The following is an 18,117-nucleotide window of genomic DNA, read 5'->3' as shown; positions in this document are numbered from 1 at the left end:
GGGGCTTTCCGGCCCAGTATTCATTGATGTCACGCTCCAAAGCCCAGGCGCTGCTTGCCCTCATTCGCTTCGACAAACCCATAGGCACAACGCTGCTGCTGTGGCCGACGCTGTGGGCCCTGTGGCTGGCCGCAGGCGGGCTCCCCGACCTCAAACTGCTCATAATATTTACGCTCGGCACGTTTTTAATGCGCTCGGCGGGCTGTGTGGTCAACGACCTCGCAGACCGGCACTGGGACGGCGAAGTGACGCGCACTGAGGCACGCCCACTAGTCACCGGCGCGGTCACGGTAAAGGAAGCGCGTATCCTGTTTGTCGCGCTGCTGCTGGCGGCCTTTGTACTGGTGCTGTTTACCAATCCGCTCACCATTAAGCTTTCTTTTGCGGCCGTCGCATTGGCGTCGACCTACCCCTTTATGAAGCGCTATACCCACTTGCCCCAGGTGGTGCTCGGGGCGGCGTTTTCCTGGGGCATACCCATGGCATTCGCAGCACAGAACAATGCGCTGCCCACACCCTTGTGGCTGGTGTATTTCGCCAATCTCGCCTGGACGGTGGCTTACGACACCAAGTACGCCATGGTAGATCGAGACGATGATCTGGTGGTGGGGATTAAATCTACCGCCATATTGTTCGGTCGCTACGACAGAATTATCGTCGGCCTGTTACAGCTGCTGTTCCTGGGCCTGATGGTAGCCACGGGGCAGGCCTTTGAGCTGGGTACGTTCTATTACCTGGGCCTGGCATCCGCTGCGGGGCTGTGCGCGTACCATCAATATCTCATTCGCGAGCGCGATCCCGCAGCCTGTTTCCAGGCTTTTCTGCACAACAACTGGGTAGGCGCCGTGATATTTATCGGCCTCGCCCTGGACTATGCCCTGTAAACACGACTGACATGGAAGCAGAATTTATCACCAGCCTGGAACAGGTTGACGCGTCAGACTGGGATGGCCTGTTCGGCACCGATTATCCGTTCACCCGCCATAAGTTTCTGCTGGGGCTGGAACAGACCGACTGCACCACGGCCGAATCCGGCTGGCAGCCCTGCCACCTTGTGCTTCGCGACGCCGGGGTAGTTGTGGCGGCCCTGCCGCTATACCTGAAGTCACACTCCTACGGTGAATACGTGTTCGACTGGTCCTGGGCGCGAGCCTGGGAACGCAGCGGCCTGCAGTACTACCCCAAACTGGTGTCAGCGATTCCCTTTACCCCCGCCACCGGCCCACGCCTGGCACACACACCGGCGCTGAACGCCGCAGCCGCCATGGACGCCGCGCTCAGCGCTATCCAGCAATTCGCCGCCGGCCAGGACATTTCCAGCTGGCATTTGCTGTTTCCAGAAAAGGACGTATCGGACGGGTTTCTGGCGCGCCAATGCCACCAGCGCGCGGCGGTACAGTTCCACTGGTTTAACAACGGCTACGACAACTTCGATGCCTTTCTTGCGGAGTTTTCCAGCCGCAAACGCAAAAACCTGAGGCGGGAGCGTCGCCGCATTGACGAACAGGGACTGGAACTAAGCACCCTGGAGGGTGAACAGATCAGCGCCGAGGACTGGGAGCGCTTTCACCATTTTTACCAAATTACCTACGCCAAGCGCAGTGGCCACGGCGGCTATCTGAGCCGCGAATTCTTCACGGAGCTCCTGCCAACCCTGGGTCAGCAGGTGGTGATGGTTATCGCGCGGCGCGAACAGCGAGCGGTGGCGGCCGCGCTCTACTTCCGCTCATCCGACACCCTGTTCGGGCGCTATTGGGGCTGCCTGGAAGAATACGACTGCCTGCACTTTGAGGCCTGTTATTACCGTGGCATCGAATACTGCATAGAAAACGGTGTTGCACGGTTCGATCCCGGCGCCCAGGGTGAGCACAAAATTCAACGCGGTTTCCGGCCTACAGACACCTGGTCCAACCACTGGATTGCCGATCCGAACCTGAGCGCCGCCGTAGCTGACTTTACCCGCTCCGAATTACCACACACCGCCGAATACAAACGGGAAGCTCAAACCTTATTGCCGTTCAAGAACACCAACAGCCCGGATTAATCGGGGGCAATTGGCAGGCGAATCTAACTGGACCAGACAATCAGCCGGTTATTGGCAGGCATAGGATTGTCTTCGAGTAATTCAAAGCCGGCCTCGCTGGCAAGTTCGTTCACCCGCTCAAAGTCGCGAATCGCACTGTACTCCGACTGCTGTGCCAGCCACTGATCGAACCGGGCGTTACTGGGCGACGTGTACTCGCCGCCATAGTTAAACGGCCCGTATATCGCCAGCCGTGTATCTGCCTCAGCGCGCTCACCCAGTTCAGCAAACAAATCACACACCGATGACCACGGCATGATGTGCAGGCTATTGGCGGTAAACAAGGCACTGGGAATCCGCTCCACGGACCAGGGGCGTGTACTCACATCCAGCGCCACCGGCGCCGCAAGATTGTCACCCGCATAGGCCTGGCAGCGTGGTCTTACCGCGTCCAGATGCGAGGGCTGGTCGGTGGGCAACCAGTGCAGGTGCGGCATGTGCTCGGCAAACCAGGTCGCATGTTGGCCTGTACCTGAAGCTATCTCCAGCACCTCGCTGCGATCGGCAAAGACCCGGCGCAACACCGCCAGAATCGGGTCCTTATTATTTTCGCAGGCCTGAGAGTAAGGCAGATCGCTCAAGGCTAGGCCCCGGGCGGCACATCGCGAGTGAACACCAGGTCGCGGGCACTGGATTCGGCGCGGTTATACTTGTAGCCATCTACTTTGTACTTCTTCAGCGCTTCGGGATCATTCAGTTCATTGTCAATGATATAGCGCGCCATCTGGCCACGGGCCTTCTTGGCGTAGAAGCTGATGACCTTGTATTTGCCGCCTTTGAGGTCCTTGAAGACCGGCGTAACAATATCGGCCTCCAGTTCTCGCGACTTCACGGACTTGAAGTACTCATTGGACGCCAGGTTAACCAGCACCGCTGAGCCGGACTTCTTCAAATGCTTCTGCAACAGACCGGTAATGTCTGTTCCCCAGAATTCGTAAAGGTTTTTGCCGCCGGAATTTGCGAACTTCAGACCCATCTCCAGCCGGTAAGGCTGCATCAGGTCCAGGGGACGGAGCAGGCCATACAAGCCTGACAGTATGCACAGGTGCTTCTGGGCAAATGTCAGCTGTGACGCGGTCAACGTCTCTGCCTCGAGACCGGTATACACGTCGCCCTTAAACGCCAGCACCGCCTGCTTGGCATTGTCGAGCGTGAAGGGTGTGCCCCAATTCATGAAACGGGCGTGGTTCAGCTCGGCAATGTTTTCGCTCACCCCCATCAGGCTGCGAATATCGTCAGGGCTCAACTGCCGTGCGTCTTCAACCAGCTGCTCGGCCTGCGCCAGGAACTGGGGCTGAGTGGACTTGCGAGTGGTCGGTGGGGTGTCGTAATCCAGTGTTTTGGCCGGGGAAATTACTGTGAGCATAATGCCTGCCTTGTGATGAATTGAGCGGGCGGCGCCGAGGCGCGCCCATTGCTGCGGTTGCTATGATACTCTGCGCCCCAATAATCAAAAACCCCCGGGATAAGTTCTGTTCATGCCCAGCCCTCACGCTGTCGTTCACGTCATTGATCGGATTACCGAGCTCAGCGGCCGCCTGCTGGCATGGCTGGCACTGGCCATGGGCCTGGTCACTGCCGTCATTGTCGTCATGCGCTACGGTTTTAACACCAACTCGATTTTCGCCCAGGAAATGGTCACCTATATGCACGGCTGCCTGTTCATGCTCGGTGCGGCCTATGCCCTGAAAGCCGGCGCTCATGTGCGCGTCGATATTTTTTATCGGGATTTCAGCGAGCGCGGCAAAGCATGGGTGAACGCCCTGGGAGGTATCGTGTTTCTGCTGCCGTTTTGCGTCTTTGTCATCGTCGTGAGCTGGCAATTTGTGACCGAATCCTGGGCGATCCGCGAGATATCCTCAGAACCAGGGGGCATTCCCGCCGTCTTCCTGCTCAAGAGCCTGATTCCCGCCATGGCGATCAATCTGCTGCTTCAGGGCATTGCAGAGACCCTGCGCAGCGCCCTGGTGCTGGTGGAGGACTGACATGGAGTACTTGTCCCTCTACCTGTTTGCCGCCGTATGTCTGCTGCTTATGCTCGGCTACCCTGTGGCCCTCACCCTCGCCGGCACCGCCCTGGCCTTTGCCGCCGGCGGTGTACTGACGGGTGTATTTGACGTAGGTTTTCTCAACGCTCTGCCCGGCCGCATTTTCGGCACCATTAACAACATCACGCTGATCGCGGTGCCGCTGTTCATTCTTATGGGCAACATCCTCGAGAAATCCAAAATAGCCGAGGAGTTACTGGACAGCATGGCCAAGGCCTTCGGCGGCCTGCGCGGCGGCCTGGGTATCTCAGTGGTGGTGGTCGGCATGCTGCTGGCCGCCAGCACCGGTATTGTCGGCGCCACCGTGGTCACCATGGGGCTGCTGTCACTGCCTACCATGCTGCGCAATAACTACAGTCCCTCCCTGGCTGCGGGCACGATTTGCGCGACCGGCACCCTGGGCCAGATTATTCCGCCTTCGATTGCGCTGGTACTGCTGGGCGACGTGCTGGCCAATGCCTATCAACAGGCACAACTGTCCATGAACGTATACCAACCCAAAACCGTGTCAGTGGGCGACTTGTTTGTCGGCGCCCTGATACCGGGGCTGGTACTGGTGGGCCTCTATATTCTCTACATTCTGGTGTACTCGTTCCTCAAGCCTGAGGCAGCGCCCGCGGCCAAAAGTACCCGCATCGGCCCGGCGCAGTTGCTGAAAGGACTATTGCCACCGCTGGCGCTTATCGTGGTGGTACTTGGCTCGATTCTCGCGGGCGCCGCCACACCCACCGAAGCTGCCGGCATCGGTGCCGTAGGCGCACTTATCCTCGCCTACGCAAAAGGCCAGATGGACTGCCAGCGCCTGCGCGAAGTCGTGGTGAGCACCATGGAAGTCACCTGCATGGTCTTCCTCATCCTGCTCGGCGCAGCCCTGTTCTCGCTGGTGTTCCGCGGCTTTGGCGGCGAGGAATTGATCCACGGCTTCTTCCAGGACATCCCCGGCGGTGTCATGGGCGCCACCATGGTAGTGATGGTCGCCATCTTCCTGCTCGGCTTTATTCTCGATTTTATCGAGATTACCTACGTGGTTGTGCCCATTGTCGGCCCGATCCTGCTGGCCATGGGGCTGGACCCGATCTGGCTGGGTGTGGTGATAGCGCTGAACCTGCAAACCTCCTTCCTGACGCCGCCCTTTGGCTTTGCGCTGTTCTACCTGCGCGGGGTCGCCCCGGCCAGCCTACCCACAAGTGCTATTTACCGTGGCGTGGTTCCCTTTATAATTATCCAGCTGCTACTGATTTCAGCCCTTTGGGTCTGGCCGGAAATGGCCACCTGGCTACCGGGCCAGCTCAAGCAGTGACCAAGATAACTATTCGAGACTGATCATGAATGATATCGATTCCACCCCGGTTCCTCACGGGGAACTGGCTCTGCAGACCGTGGCCATGCCCGCCGACACCAACCCCTCCGGGGATATTTTCGGTGGCTGGTTAATGTCGCAAATGGATATTGCCGGCATGGTCACCGCCGGTGACGTGGCCGGCGGCCGCGTAGCTACCGTTGCCATTAACGGCATGGTTTTCCTGACTCCGGTACATGTGGGAGCGGTGGTGTCCTGCTACTGCGACGTGCTCGAGATTGGCCGTAGCTCAATCCGCATCGTGGTAGAAGTGTGGATCAACTCCAAACACGACGGCGAACCCATTAAAGTGACCGAAGGTGAATTCGTGTTCGTGGCCATCGACGAGAATGGCCGCACCCGGGCTATCGAGAACCCTTAATAATCCCCATCACCCATCACTTCATCGCGCAGATTGTAGTACGCCTGCTCTGAAATGTGGTGGTAGTTGCGCACCCCTTTGTAAAATTCGCTGTACGAGGCATACACCTTGGCCGCCATGGGGTCGCGCGCAACGAGCTCATCCATCGCCTGACGCGTACCCTGCCACAGCGCCCGCAGCACGTCGTCCGGCAGGCGACGCAGCTGTACATCATGTTCATCTACCAGAGACTGTAGCGCCTGGTTGTTGCGGCCGGTGTATTCATCGAGCATATCCTGACTGGCCGCGCGCGCGGCGTGCTCAACAATTGCGCGCAAATCCTCCGGCAGCGCATTCAGTGAATCTTCATTGACGATGAATTCCAGTACTGAACCGGGTTCGTGCCAGCCCGGGTAGTAGTAGTATCTGGCCACCTCGTGGAAACCCAGAATACGATCGTTATAGGGCCCCACCCATTCGAGTGCATCGATAACGCCGGTTTGCAGTGAGGTGTAAAGCTCACCCCCCGGTATAGTGACTGCGGTCCCGCCGGCGGCGGCAAATACCTCGCCGGCCAGGCCGGGAATACGCATTTTCAGGCCGCGCAGGTCATCCGCGGTGTTCAGCTCTTTGTTAAACCAGCCGGCCATCTGCACACCTGTGCTACCCCCGGCAAACGGGACCAGGTTAAAAGGCGCATAGGCTTCGCGCCACAATTCGAGGCCGCCGCCGTAGTGCAGCCAGCCATAGGTTTCCTGGGCGTTAAGGCCAAACGGCACGGCGGTAAAGAATACCGATGAGGGCACCTTGCCCTTCCAGTAGTATGCGGCGCCGTGGCCGGCATCGGCCACCCCCTGGCTCACGGCATCAAACACCCCCAGGGCCGGCACAATCTCTCCTGCGCCATAAACGTGAATCTTGAGGCGCCCACCGCTCATCGCTTCGACGTTGCGGCTGAGGTTAACGGCGGCAGAACCAAGGCCGGGAAAGTTCTTCGGCCAGGTGGTGACCAGTTTCCACTCGATCACCTCGGCATTGCTGACACCACCTCCGGCGTAAACCGGGCCGCTATTGCGTGACGTATCCGTTGCCCATAGGGCAATAACAGCCACCAACGCGGCGACCAGTACCAGAATAATCAGGGGGCTTAAGCGCTTTTCCATATCGCCAGTGGCCATGCCTTGGTTTCCTCAATATTGTTGTTATTCAATCGAACGATGGGGCGCCTGGGTCAGACCAGCTGCAGGTTCGCGTACTGCAATACCAGCCACTTGCTGCCCTCGGTGTCGAAGTTGACTTCAACCCGGGCGGTGTTGCCTCGGCCTTCAAAGTTTAACACGGTGCCCTCACCAAAAATCTGGTGGTAAACACGCTGGCCGAGGCTCAGGCCCGTGTCTGGCACCTCTGCCTGGGAAAGCGTACTCACTGGCCGAGCCACGGTGGTATTGAGCCGCACTTCCTGCAGCAACTCCGCGGGGATCTCACGCACAAAGCGCGATGGTGCGTTAAAAGTTTCGCTGCCGTGCAGGCGTCGCGACTCGGCATAAGTCAGCACCAGCTTTTCCATGGCGCGGGTAATACCCACATAGCAGAGACGACGCTCTTCCTCCATGCGCCCGGGCTCCTCGGCAGACATACGGTGGGGAAACAGGTTTTCCTCCATGCCGGCGAGAAACACCAGGGGGAATTCAAGCCCCTTGGCGGAGTGCAGGGTCATCAATTGCACACTGTCCTCGTGCTCATCCGCCTGGGCATCGCCGGCATCCAGCGCGGCGTTATCCAGAAACTGCTGCAATGGCGACGCATCGTCGCCCTCTTCTGCCACGAACTGCTTGGCAGCGCTGACCAGTTCCTCGAGGTTTTCGATACGCGCCTGCCCCTTCTCACCTTTTTCTTTCTGGTGAAATTCAATGAGTCCAGAGGCGTGAATCACATGCTCGACCAGCTCTTCGAGGGATAGCTCATCCGTGCCCGTGTCGAGTTCATTGATCAACACCGCAAAGCCCTCGAGAGCACCCAGCGCCCGGGCGGGCAGCAGTTTCTCCTCAATCGCTGCGGCAATGGCCTGCCACAGGGAAACGGTACGGCTGCGAGCGACCTCGCGAACCACCTCGAGCGTTTTCGAACCAATGCCACGCGGCGGTGTATTGATGACACGCTCGATAGCAGCGTCGTCGCCGCGACTCTGGATCAGGCGCAGGTATGCCAGTGCGTTGCGAATCTCGAGCCGCTCATAGAACCGCTGGCCGCCGTAAATGCGATAGGGCAAGCCAGCCCTGATCAATCCCTCTTCCAACACCCGGGACTGGGCATTGGAGCGATACAGCACGGCCACTGACGACCGGTTCTGGCCACCGTCAATCCAGTCCTGGGCCTGTTCGACGATGAAGCGGGCTTCGTCGTGTTCATTGAAACCAGCGTAGAGCGTAATGGGATCACCGGACTCACCCGCAGTCCATAGCTCTTTACCCAGCCTGCCAAAGTTAAAGCCAATCACCCCATTGGCAGCCTGCAATATGGTCTGAGTGGAACGGTAGTTCTGCTCCAGGCGCACCGTGCGCGTGCCTTCGAAGTCATCCGCAAAGCGCTGGATATTCTCGATCTTGGCGCCGCGCCAACCGTAGATAGACTGGTCGTCATCGCCGACGGCTATGACCGGAATATGCTTCCCCGCCAGCACCCGCAGCCATGCGTACTGAATCGTATTGGTGTCCTGAAACTCGTCCACCAGAATTTGCTTGAAGCGTCCCTGGTAGTGCGCCAGGACTTCCGGCGCTTTGAGCCAGAGCTCATGAGCGCGCAATAGCAGCTCGGCAAAGTCCACCATGCCGCCGCGCTCACAGGCTTCCTCATAGGCGCGGTATACCTGCAACATAGTCTGGCCAAACAGGTCGCTATGGGGCACATCGATATGCCGCGACCGCAGCCCCTCATCCTTTTGCGAGTTGATGTACCACATGGCCTGCTTGGGCGGCCAGCGGCCCTCGTCCAGTTCGAGTTCGCGGCAAACGCGCTTCACCAGGCGCAGCTGGTCATCGCTGTCGAGAATCTGAAAATTCTGCGGAAGCCCCGCCTCTTTCCAATGCGCTTTCAACAGGCGGTGGGCGAGACCGTGGAAAGTACCCACCCACATGCCATGGGACGGCACCTGGAGCATTTCCTCGATACGCGAGCGCATTTCACGCGCCGCTTTATTGGTAAAGGTCACGGCGAGAATCGACCAGGGCGACAGCCCTTCGGCGCGAATCAGCCACGCAATGCGGTGCACGAGCACCCGGGTTTTGCCACTGCCGGCACCGGCCAGCACCAACAGGTTACCGCTGTCGGCAGCGACGGCTTCTCGCTGGGCTTCGTTAAGGGGGGAGAGAATATCTGATACATCCATGCCCGCATTCTACCCGACAGCCAAGGTCTGCGGTTCACATTTTTTCCATCCGCCACGGGCGCTATACTCACGCGGCACTGCACAGGAATTTCTCGCCATGGCGGCCACCGACAGACCCATACTTCCCGAGATTGAATCTCGCCTGCACAGCCTGCGCCGCTCGGAACGAAAGGTGGCGGAGCTGGTACTCGCCCAGCCTGACCAGGTCATGCACATGCGCGTTGTGGACCTGGCTGCAGCCGCCGGTGTCAGTGAGCCCACCGTTGTGCGCTTCTGCCGCGCCATTGGCTGCGAGGGCTTTGGCAACTTCAAATTGGCACTGGCCCGCAATGCAATGCCAACCTCTTCCGAACCGTTCTCGCTCAACGAGCGGGATACCGCGCGCGACTATACCTACAAGGTGTTTGACGCCACACTGGAAACCCTTACCCAGGTGCGCGACTCACTCGACCTGGATGCGATTGAAGCCGCTGTCGAGGCACTTGCCAACGCCAATAGGGCAGAGTTTTACGGCTTTGGCGCATCCGCTCCGGTTGCCATTGATGCCCAGCACAAGTTTTTTCGTCTGCAGATACCCAGCGCCGCCCATTCAGACCCGCACATTCAGGCCATGGTGGCCATGTCCCTGACCCCGCGCGATGTCGTGGTGGCAATATCCCAGTCAGGTCGCAGCACCGCGCTGCTGGAGGCGCTCGATCGCGTCAGCGAATCAGGCGCTGTCACCATCGGCCTCGCGCCCGGCGGTACGCCGGTGATAGAACGCTGCAGTATCGCCATCCCCATCGACGTCCAGGACCAGGCCGGCGCCCGCTATACACCACTGCCATCGCGTATCGCGCATCTCACGGTCATCGATATTCTCGCGGCGGGCGTGTCCAAGTCCAAGGGCGCCGTCGTCAGTCGCCATCTCGGTCGATTAAGTCGGGGCCTGCAGGACTTGCGCAGCTGAGTTTTGGCAGCATTGGCGGTAGAGGTCTGGTACTATCCCGACAAAGGGGATGGGGTGAGCTGAACATGAATAACGATAAGGATCGCCAGGAAGAACAACTGGATCTCGACGTCGGCAATGAGCAGGGCTGGACGCCCGGCGAACGACTGTTTGACGACTTCGACGATAGCGACGCACCCGACGATGATCGCGACACCGACCACACCGCCATGTTTGACAGCGCGGCCGCCGAAGACGACCTCGAAGAAGACGAACCCGACTACTTCGATGACCTGCCCGAGGATCAGCATGATGCACCCCAGGTAGAAGATAGCTGGGAGAACGCTGCCTCCGAGGAGGAGACCTGGGACGCCGAGTCCACTGAAGAGGATGACCCCTGGGATGAAGAAGATCGCCTGCAGACTGTCGAGCAAACAACAGCAGAAGCCCCCGTCGCCGAGCCCGTGACCAAACCACTGCCCCCTGTAACCAGGTTGGAATCTGAGCAACCCGAATGGGATCCCCGCGATGACGAGCTGGATGAGGGCACCGAATATTACGAAGAGGAAGAACGCGAAATCACCCTGCCGCTAGGCCTGATCCTGGTGGGCCTGGTGGCACTCGTACTGCTAGGTGCCGGCGGCTATGGCGTTATGCAGCAACGCGCCGAAATGCAGGAAGAGATTCGCCGCCTGCAGTCCAACCTGGCCACTGCTGCCAATCCCAACGAAGTTGCCGAAACGCGCGCCAACAACGAGGCGCTGGTGGCACTTAACGCGGACCTCGAAGCCGAGCTGGATCTTGTGAACGCTGAAAACCGCAGCCTGCAGGCGATTGTCACCGGCCTGGAAAAGCAATTGGCAGCGCAACAGGACGCGATGACCAAACCGGAGCCTGCCCCGCCCGCCAAGCCCGTTGCGGCCACCAAGCCTGCACCCAAGCCCGTGGCCCGCAATACGTCACCAAGCCCGAAACCTGCGGCACCAACACCGACCCTCGCCGTGGAAAGCGGCACCTGGTTCGTGAACTTTGGCTCCTATAGCCAGGAGCAAACCGCTCAGGGTTGGGCGCGGCGCCTGCAGCCCGGCGCAGGCAAGGTCGTCGTGGTCACCGGCGAAAAGTCCGGCCGCACCTTCTACCGCGTCCGGGTAATTAACCTGTCTGACAAGGCTCAGGCAGATGCGACTGCACGCACACTGGAAGCCCGCTACGACCTGCCCAAACTCTGGGTGGGGCAATCGAGCTGACTTGGCAGGCTCGATAAGGCCTGCTAAGGTTTTCCTCCCCAAAAGGAGACTACAACAATGAAACTGATCAAGTATTCCGCCCTGGCACTGGCACTGGGCAGCACCTCTACTATCGCAGCCGATTGTACTGCGCCAGACGCCCCCGAACTGCCCGATGGAGCCACCGCTTCCATGGAGCAAATGCTCGCTGGCCAGAAAGCGGTGAAGGCATTTCAGGCCGCCAACCTGGATTACATGAAGTGCCTCGAACCCGCCCTGAATGCTGCACAGGCACAGGTTACCGAAGGTGCTGAGGGTGCCGCAGACGCACTGAAAGCCGCCGAGGAAACCTACAACGCCGCGGTGTCTGCCGAAGAAGCGGTTGCCGGCCAGTTCAATACTGAGGTTCGCGAATACAAAGCGGCCAACCCCCAGTAAACCTCACAGGTCGTCGGCCCGCGCGCCGCTCTGGGACGCGGGCCACCACGGCCTGGACACAACACCTACAAAGCTTCCGCATTCGTCATATTTTCGCATGCAGCAAGGTGCCGTTCGGCACTGGCGCTGATAGACTCACGGCATCGAGTAACAGCACATGCCCTCGCTTACAGCGCAGGGGATTAAGTCCGGAGATACTTACATGCACACTGTGGCAACCCTGCTGTCTAGCCTCAATAAAACCAGTTTACGCCTGTTAGGCCTGTCGTTTCTGGTACTCCTGTCGGCCTGCCGTATGCCGGTCGCCATCCAGGGCCAGGGCTTTGTGTTTGGGGAACAGGCCAACACGGTGTATCGCGACGGGTACGTGTTCGAGATTAACGAGGATTTCCAGGAAACGTTCTGGCCAGTACCTGCACCGGGGCACTCATTCAGCGCCTGGAATGAAATCTGTAGTGTTGGCCAGGTCCTCGAGTGCTCCCTGACTCTCACAGAAGACGCCTGGGGCAGGGATGACGAGATCCCGCTGGACGCGACATTTACCGCCGGCTACCAGGGCCCGATGGTGTTGAACGACTACCAGTTCTTCTGGGATGCAGGCACGCGCACGCTGACTATTCCCGCCGCCTCTATCGTTCTGGAAGGCAGTGACCCCGCCGCCCCTATGCGCACCTTCGTCGCCCCTCCCGGCATGCCCATGATCATCCCGGGGACGCGAGTAGGACCGAACTATGAATTCACTCTGCCCACCGCGGATTACATTCCCGATGATTATTGGCTAATGATCTCGACCCTCGATGAAGCGGGTACGCTGGCAACCGTGAGCTACGATTTCGGCATTGCAGAGTCCCTCAACCCGATCGCTGAGTTGAAGCCATACAGCCAATCCTCTCCCTGGAAAGATGTCCTGGTGAACTGTGCTGCCGCCAGCAACCCGCACAGCGTGTGCTCCATGCAGACCCTGCCATACATTGGCGCAGTGACCAGCAACCCATCGGTCAGCGACATTATGCAACGCGTCGTGGTCAGCCATGGCTGGATGGGTAACCGTTATTCCCAGGTGCTCCAGAACCTGCCACCGGAAATGCTCAAAATGTTCCGCGGTGTTACCGCCATCGTCATTGGCTCAGACATTCGCCCCGCGTTCTTCACTGCGTTAACCGGCGCCATTTATATCGACCCGCAGGATTTGTGGCTGACCCCGAGAGAACGTGAAAGCATCGACTGGACCCCAGATTTCCGTTCCGACTTTGGCAACGCGCTGCAATTTATTCCCGCAGGGACTTACCTGTCCGGGCGCAACCTCGCCTGGGGTTTCAGCGGTGACTATCCCGAAGGCGTCACGCGAAGTCTTGTGGAGATCATTCTGCCGCTGGGCTATGTCATTGCCCACGAACTGGCCCACGCCAACGATTTCATTCACCCCGCCATCATGCCACCCGCGAACAGCACGCTGACGCCGCTGGACTTTTACTTCCGACTGTGGGGGCTTGAGGCCAGCGCCGGCTTGGGCAACACCTATCCACTCTCTTCACAATTGCTGTACCAGGTCGCCGACGTGCTGTACCGGGGAGTGGAGGCCAATAACACCATACTCAACCTGACCGCAGCCGATGTCGGCCAGGCCTTTGCCTCCGACACAGCCAACAGCATGTACTCCTACTCCACCATTTACGAAGACACCGCTACCCTGGTCGAGGAAGTGTTGATGTCGTACTTCTTCGGCGTCGACAAGCTTCAGTCATTCCTGGATGAGCCCGCACAGGAACCCCAGGACTGTACCGATTACATCTTGCAGTGGGGCAGCCTCAACCGTGCGTCGGTCCCTCAGATCAAGGAACGCGCGCGACTGGTACTGAGCACCATTCTAGATGAAGCCGATGTCTCTAAATACCTCAACGCCGTACCCGCGCAGCGAACACTGCAGCCAGGGCTAAGCCTGTGTGAAAACCTCGATGCGCTGTTCTCAGTCGCGCCTCAAAGTGTCAATGGTCAAGCCAAGGCCACTCGCACTCTGCCGCGATTGCACGCGCTGCAGCCCGCGCATGAACATAAACACCCGGTCATGCGCAAAGTCGACGAGCGCCGTGAGAAACAGACTACCAGGGGCCTTCGCTGAGACATGTATGCCCCAGCGCTCGCGCATCAGCACGGCGCCAGAGCCAGCGGTTACTCCACCGTAACCGACTTGGCGAGGTTACGCGGCTTATCGACATCAGTGCCTTTCTGTACCGCCACATGATAGGACAGCAGCTGTAACGCCACTGTATAGATGATGGGCTTGGCCACTTCCGGGCAGTGCGGCATGGCCAACACCCTGACCCGGGGCTCGCTGGTAAAGCCCGCCTGGCGATCGGCAAACACAAACAGTTCACCCCCGCGCGAGCGCACTTCCTCGAGGTTGGACTTCAGCTTCTCCAGCAATTCATCACCGGGAGCAACTGCCACCACCGGCATGTCGTCATCGACCAGCGCCAGTGGGCCGTGCTTGAGCTCTCCCGCGGGATAAGCCTCGGCATGGATATAGGAAATCTCCTTGAGCTTGAGTGAACCCTCCATCGCCACCGGATAGTGAATTCCACGGCCGAGGAACAATGCATGGTGCTTGGGAATAAAGGCTTCGGACAATGCCTTGATGGCGGTATCGAGTGCCAGGGTCTGCTGCACATAATCAGGCAGTGCATGCAGAGCATTGACCAATTCCTGCTCACGCCCTTGCGGCAATCCGTTGCGACGCCCCAGTGCGATGGTGAGCATTAGCAGGCCTACCAACTGGGTGGTGAAAGCCTTGGTAGAGGCCACACCAATTTCAGCACCGGCACGGGTCAGGAATACCAGATCGCTTTCGCGCACCAATGAGCTGTTGTCGACATTGGCAATCACCAGGCTACCGACAAAATCATCGGTGCCCGCATCGCGCAAGGCTGCCAGTGTGTCAGCAGTTTCACCTGACTGGGATATGGTCAGCAACAAAGTGCCGGGAATCTGCACCCGCTTGCGGTAGCGAAACTCAGACGCTACCTCTACCTCACAGGGAATACCCGCCAGCTCCTCCAGCCAGTAACGCGCCACCATACCGGCGTGGAAACTGGTGCCGCAGGCGACAATCTGCACCGCTTTTACCCGATCGAAAATCTCGGCAGCGCACTCGCCAAATGCGCTGTCGGCAACTTCATGGCCGCCGGCTGCACTAAACGTCGCTGCCAGAGCGCGGGGTTGTTCGTAGATTTCCTTGAGCATGTAGTGATCGTAGTCACCCAGCTCTACGGTCTCTTCGGCCTCAGCGATACGGGTGGTTTCGCGCTCTACCGCATCACCCTGGGCATCGAATACCGCGATGCTGGCGGGTGTGATGCGTACCATGTCACCCTCCTCGAGGTAGATGAAACGGTCCGTGACCTGGCGCAAAGCCATCTGGTCGGAGGCCATAAAGTTCTCGCCAATGCCCACACCGATCACCAGCGGGCTACCCTGGCGGGCTCCGACAATCTGGCCGGGGTTCTCCCGATCAATCGCTGCCAGGGCATAGGCGCCCTCAAGCTGATCAACCACGGTAGCCATTGCTTTGAGTATATCGTCGCAGCCGTTCATGGCCCGATGGAGCAAATGAACAATGACCTCGGTATCAGTCGCGGAGGTAAACACATAACCTTCCGCTTCCAACTGCTGACGCAGTACGCTGTGGTTTTCGATAATGCCGTTGTGGACCAACGCAATGCGATCGCCTGAGGTGTGCGGGTGTGCGTTGGCTGCGGAAGGTTCGCCATGGGTCGCCCAGCGAGTATGCGCAATACCCGTGGGCCCGTAATAGGGCTGCGCGTGCTGGGCTTTCTCCAGCTCCGCGACTTTGCCCAGGCGTTTGTGCACCAGCAGTCTGGCGTCGTCATCCAGAACAGCCAGGCCGGCAGAATCGTAGCCGCGATACTCAAGACGGCGCAGCCCCTCAAGCAGAATCTCACTGACTTCACGCCGCGCGGCGGCGGCTACAATGCCACACATATTACTGCTCCCCGTCGGGTTTGCCGGGGCGATTCCAGCCCTGGATATTACGTTGCTTGGCGCGGCTGACCGCTAGCTCATCCTCGCCCACCGCCTTGGTCACGGTGGAGCCCGCGCCGACAAAGCCGCCGTCGGCAATCTCAATAGGCGCCACCAATGTGCTGTTGGACCCCACGAAGACGCCGTCGCCCATGGTGGTCTTGTGTTTGTTCACACCGTCGTAGTTACAGGTGATGGTGCCGGCACCGATATTTACACCTGCGCCCATCTCGCAATCGCCCACATAGGAGAGGTGGTTAATCTTGCTGCCGACACCAATCCGCGCCTTTTTGGTCTCCACGAAATTACCGACGCGGGCACCGGCCGCCAGCTCGGTACCGGGACGCAAGCGCGCATAGGGCCCGACGTTCGCATCGGGGCCTATCGTCGCTTCTTCAATGTGGCTCATTGCGTGTATCTGGGCTCCGGCACCGACAACAGCGTTTTTGAGCACGCAGTTGGGGCCGATCCTGGCGCCATCTTCGAGCTGCACGACACCCTCGATCACGACGTTCACGTCGATAAATACATCGCTGCCACAGGTCAGCTCGCCGCGAATATCCAAACGGCTCACGTCAGCCACGGCCACACCCTGCAGCAACAGATCTTCGGCGCGGCGCCGCTGGAACTCACGCTCCACCCGATTGAGCTGCACCCGGTCGTTAACCCCGAGTACTTCAACCTCGGAGGTGGCCATGCAACTGGCGACCGCCCTGCCGTCAGCAACCGCCAGCGACAGAACGTCCGGCAGGTAGTATTCACCCTGGGCATTTTCATTCCCGACCCGGGGCAGGTAGGAGCACAGATCGGCGGCAGGCACCGCCATCACGCCGGTATTGATTTCGTCGATGGCCAGCTCAGCCTGGCTGGCATCCTTGTGCTCAACAACGCCCAGCAACTTACCGGTGTTGTCGCGCAAAATACGTCCCAGCCCGGCCGGGTTGGAGACACGCGCCGTCAGCACCGCCGGTGCGGACGCCGCTGCGGCAACAAGTTCAGTCAGGGTTTCGGTGCGAATCAGGGGCACATCGCCGTAGAGCACCAACACCACGCTGTCTTCGCCAATCACAGGCAGCGCCTGAAGCACGGCGTGACCTGTGCCTTTCTGCTCGGCCTGTGTGACCCAGTTCACCGCAGCATCGCCCATGGCCTGTTTGACGTCATCTGCCCCATGACCCACCACCACATGGATGGCACGGGGTGCCAGGGTTTGCGCCGTGTCGACCACGCGCTGCAGCATCGGGCTACCGGCCACAGGGTGCAGTACTTTTGGCAACGGGGATTTCATGCGCGAGCCCTTGCCCGCGGCGAGAATAATAATTTCAAGATTCATTTAAATGTGTCCAGCAAGCCCTGATCAGGCATCACCTGTCAGATATTTTTTGACATAAATTGCTTTATAAGCGCATATTAGTCTTAGCTTTATTCATTACAACGCTTTTTGTCACAAATAAAATGACAACAAATGAAAAACGATAGCCTGTACCAGATCGGTCTCGACGATCGCGAAATCAATATCTATAAAGCCCTGCTGCGCCTGGGCCCTGCCTCTATTCGCGATGTTGCTGCCGAGGCCGGCGTCAATCGCGGCACCACCTACGAAACCCTCAAACAATTGGCCACCAAAGGCGTGGTGAACTACCTGCCCCGCGGCAAGCGGCGGGTATTCCAGGCGGAAGAACCGGAGCAACTACTGCAACTGGCCGAACGCCGCCAACAGGCACTGACGGTTGCGATGGAACAGCTGCGCGCCGAGGTCATTCCCGAGCTCAAACAGTCCCAGGGGCAATTCAGCCCTGGCAATGTGCGCTTCTACGAGGGCGACGACGGCGTCGAGCTTGTCCTGCGCGATATTCTCGACAGTACCGCCAGTGACCCGGAGCGCGGATACTCGGTCATCTCCACTAAGACCCTGCGCGAACACCTGTACCGGCCTTTCCCCAATTTCACCCGCCAGCGCGAGGCCCGCGGTATTCGCGTGCGCGCCCTGGCTGTAGGCGAAGGGGGTGACGAAGCCGAGTACGCGGAGCGCAAATGGCTGCCTGCATCGCAAACCACCGACGCGTCCTATATTGCTATTTACCCACCCAAGGTGGCCATGATTACCCTGGCGGACAAAAATTACCCCGTGGTGGTCATCATCGATTCAGCCGCCATCGCCTCTACCCAGCAAATTCTGTTCGATACTTTATGGGAGCTGCTGTAACCCACCGAGTGGTTAACCCCTTGGTGGTAATCCAGCCAAGTCCATTTTCTTCTATGCTTGTAGGG

16 protein-coding genes are annotated in these 18,117 nt (G+C 59.1%); 10 read left to right on the top strand and 6 right to left on the bottom strand.

All coding sequences use genetic code 11. The features are described 5' to 3' along the window. The first annotated feature begins 26 nt into the window (after positions 1-26). Both ubiA and BST95_RS03180 read left to right on the top strand, forming a co-directional pair. Positions 27-884, top strand: coding sequence for a 4-hydroxybenzoate octaprenyltransferase (ubiA, locus tag BST95_RS03185; protein WP_084198137.1), 858 nt, complete (start codon positions 27-29; stop codon positions 882-884). A gap of 11 nt (positions 885-895) precedes the next feature. After that, positions 896-2,044: a GNAT family N-acetyltransferase gene (locus tag BST95_RS03180; protein WP_084198136.1), complete on the top strand. Its 1,149-nt coding sequence runs from the start codon at positions 896-898 to the stop codon at positions 2,042-2,044. A gap of 23 nt (positions 2,045-2,067) precedes the next feature. Here BST95_RS03180 and BST95_RS03175 read toward each other — a convergent pair whose 3' ends face one another. Further along, positions 2,068-2,664, bottom strand: coding sequence for a DUF938 domain-containing protein (locus tag BST95_RS03175; protein WP_084198135.1), 597 nt, complete (start codon positions 2,662-2,664; stop codon positions 2,068-2,070). Between the two features lie 2 nt (positions 2,665-2,666). Next, positions 2,667-3,449 (bottom strand): peroxide stress protein YaaA, encoded by a 783-nt coding sequence (yaaA, locus tag BST95_RS03170; RefSeq protein WP_084198134.1) that lies wholly within the window; start codon positions 3,447-3,449, stop codon positions 2,667-2,669. A gap of 112 nt (positions 3,450-3,561) precedes the next feature. Here yaaA and BST95_RS03165 point away from each other — a divergent pair, with 112 nt between their 5' ends. The 3 genes from BST95_RS03165 to BST95_RS03155 are packed head-to-tail and all read left to right on the top strand — an operon-like array spanning position 3,562 to position 5,852. Continuing rightward, positions 3,562-4,068, top strand: coding sequence for a TRAP transporter small permease subunit (locus tag BST95_RS03165; RefSeq protein WP_066056834.1), 507 nt, complete (start codon positions 3,562-3,564; stop codon positions 4,066-4,068). 1 nt (position 4,069) lies between these two features. Then, a complete protein-coding gene (locus BST95_RS03160; RefSeq protein ID WP_084198133.1) occupies positions 4,070-5,431 on the top strand; it encodes a TRAP transporter large permease in 1,362 nt (453 codons plus the stop codon). A 25-nt stretch (positions 5,432-5,456) separates the two neighbouring features. Further along, positions 5,457-5,852 carry an acyl-CoA thioesterase gene (locus BST95_RS03155; RefSeq protein ID WP_084198132.1) on the top strand — a complete coding sequence of 132 codons (396 nt, stop codon included), beginning with the start codon at positions 5,457-5,459 and terminating at the stop codon, positions 5,850-5,852. Here BST95_RS03155 and BST95_RS03150 read toward each other — a convergent pair. Both BST95_RS03150 and uvrD read right to left on the bottom strand, forming a co-directional pair. Further along, on the bottom strand, positions 5,849-7,009 hold the full coding sequence (locus BST95_RS03150; protein WP_084198131.1) for a TRAP transporter substrate-binding protein: 1,161 nt from the start codon (positions 7,007-7,009) through the stop codon (positions 5,849-5,851). The two genes, BST95_RS03155 and BST95_RS03150, sit on opposite strands and share 4 nt — an antisense overlap. A 53-nt stretch (positions 7,010-7,062) precedes the next feature. Continuing rightward, a complete protein-coding gene (uvrD, locus tag BST95_RS03145; protein WP_084198130.1) occupies positions 7,063-9,216 on the bottom strand; it encodes a DNA helicase II in 2,154 nt (717 codons plus the stop codon). Between uvrD and BST95_RS03140 the strand changes: the two genes are divergently transcribed. The 4 genes from BST95_RS03140 (at position 9,215) to BST95_RS03125 (ending at position 13,927) form a co-directional block, all read left to right on the top strand. Continuing rightward, positions 9,215-10,165, top strand: a complete 951-nt coding sequence (locus BST95_RS03140) for an SIS domain-containing protein (protein ID WP_229801912.1) — start codon at positions 9,215-9,217, stop codon at positions 10,163-10,165. The two genes, uvrD and BST95_RS03140, sit on opposite strands and share 2 nt — an antisense overlap. A 65-nt stretch (positions 10,166-10,230) precedes the next feature. Then, positions 10,231-11,391, top strand: coding sequence for an SPOR domain-containing protein (locus BST95_RS03135; protein ID WP_084198129.1), 1,161 nt, complete (start codon positions 10,231-10,233; stop codon positions 11,389-11,391). A 57-nt stretch (positions 11,392-11,448) separates the two neighbouring features. Next, positions 11,449-11,808 (top strand): hypothetical protein, encoded by a 360-nt coding sequence (locus BST95_RS03130; protein ID WP_084198128.1) that lies wholly within the window; start codon positions 11,449-11,451, stop codon positions 11,806-11,808. Between the two features lie 202 nt (positions 11,809-12,010). Next, the gene (locus BST95_RS03125) at positions 12,011-13,927 is read left to right on the top strand and encodes a hypothetical protein (protein WP_084198127.1); all 1,917 of its coding nucleotides are present in this window, start codon (positions 12,011-12,013) and stop codon (positions 13,925-13,927) included. Positions 13,928-13,977: 50 nt separating this feature from the next. Here BST95_RS03125 and glmS read toward each other — a convergent pair whose 3' ends face one another. Both glmS and glmU read right to left on the bottom strand, forming a co-directional pair. After that, positions 13,978-15,807: a glutamine--fructose-6-phosphate transaminase (isomerizing) gene (gene glmS / locus BST95_RS03120; RefSeq protein ID WP_084198126.1), complete on the bottom strand. Its 1,830-nt coding sequence runs from the start codon at positions 15,805-15,807 to the stop codon at positions 13,978-13,980. Position 15,808: 1 nt separating this feature from the next. Next, positions 15,809-17,179 (bottom strand): bifunctional UDP-N-acetylglucosamine diphosphorylase/glucosamine-1-phosphate N-acetyltransferase GlmU, encoded by a 1,371-nt coding sequence (gene glmU / locus BST95_RS03115; RefSeq protein WP_084198125.1) that lies wholly within the window; start codon positions 17,177-17,179, stop codon positions 15,809-15,811. Positions 17,180-17,311: 132 nt separating this feature from the next. On the opposite strand from glmU, the gene BST95_RS03110 reads away from it, so the two are divergent. After that, positions 17,312-18,052, top strand: coding sequence for a TrmB family transcriptional regulator (locus tag BST95_RS03110; protein ID WP_084198124.1), 741 nt, complete (start codon positions 17,312-17,314; stop codon positions 18,050-18,052). Positions 18,053-18,117 lie beyond the last annotated feature (65 nt).

It is taken from the genome of Halioglobus japonicus (assembly GCF_001983995.1).
Taxonomy (GTDB): Bacteria; Pseudomonadota; Gammaproteobacteria; order Pseudomonadales; family Halieaceae; genus Halioglobus; species Halioglobus japonicus.
This window is presented reverse-complemented; position numbering and strand designations above follow the sequence as displayed.

What these genes read in the sequence shown, in the direction of transcription:
- ubiA (WP_084198137.1), top strand. Translation starts at nt 27, where the DNA reads ATGTCACGCTCCAAAGCCCAGGCGCTGCTTGCCCTCATTCGCTTCGAC.
- BST95_RS03180 (WP_084198136.1), top strand. Translation starts at nt 896, where the DNA reads ATGGAAGCAGAATTTATCACCAGCCTGGAACAGGTTGACGCGTCAGAC.
- yaaA (WP_084198134.1), bottom strand. Translation starts at nt 3,449, where the DNA reads ATGCTCACAGTAATTTCCCCGGCCAAAACACTGGATTACGACACCCCA.
- BST95_RS03165 (WP_066056834.1), top strand. Translation starts at nt 3,562, where the DNA reads ATGCCCAGCCCTCACGCTGTCGTTCACGTCATTGATCGGATTACCGAG.
- BST95_RS03160 (WP_084198133.1), top strand. Translation starts at nt 4,070, where the DNA reads ATGGAGTACTTGTCCCTCTACCTGTTTGCCGCCGTATGTCTGCTGCTT.
- BST95_RS03155 (WP_084198132.1), top strand. Translation starts at nt 5,457, where the DNA reads ATGAATGATATCGATTCCACCCCGGTTCCTCACGGGGAACTGGCTCTG.
- BST95_RS03150 (WP_084198131.1), bottom strand. Translation starts at nt 7,009, where the DNA reads ATGGCCACTGGCGATATGGAAAAGCGCTTAAGCCCCCTGATTATTCTG.
- BST95_RS03140 (WP_229801912.1), top strand. Translation starts at nt 9,215, where the DNA reads ATGCCCGCATTCTACCCGACAGCCAAGGTCTGCGGTTCACATTTTTTC.
- uvrD (WP_084198130.1), bottom strand. Translation starts at nt 9,216, where the DNA reads ATGGATGTATCAGATATTCTCTCCCCCCTTAACGAAGCCCAGCGAGAA.
- BST95_RS03135 (WP_084198129.1), top strand. Translation starts at nt 10,231, where the DNA reads ATGAATAACGATAAGGATCGCCAGGAAGAACAACTGGATCTCGACGTC.
- BST95_RS03130 (WP_084198128.1), top strand. Translation starts at nt 11,449, where the DNA reads ATGAAACTGATCAAGTATTCCGCCCTGGCACTGGCACTGGGCAGCACC.
- BST95_RS03125 (WP_084198127.1), top strand. Translation starts at nt 12,011, where the DNA reads ATGCACACTGTGGCAACCCTGCTGTCTAGCCTCAATAAAACCAGTTTA.
- glmS (WP_084198126.1), bottom strand. Translation starts at nt 15,807, where the DNA reads ATGTGTGGCATTGTAGCCGCCGCCGCGCGGCGTGAAGTCAGTGAGATT.
- glmU (WP_084198125.1), bottom strand. Translation starts at nt 17,179, where the DNA reads ATGAATCTTGAAATTATTATTCTCGCCGCGGGCAAGGGCTCGCGCATG.
- BST95_RS03110 (WP_084198124.1), top strand. Translation starts at nt 17,312, where the DNA reads ATGAAAAACGATAGCCTGTACCAGATCGGTCTCGACGATCGCGAAATC.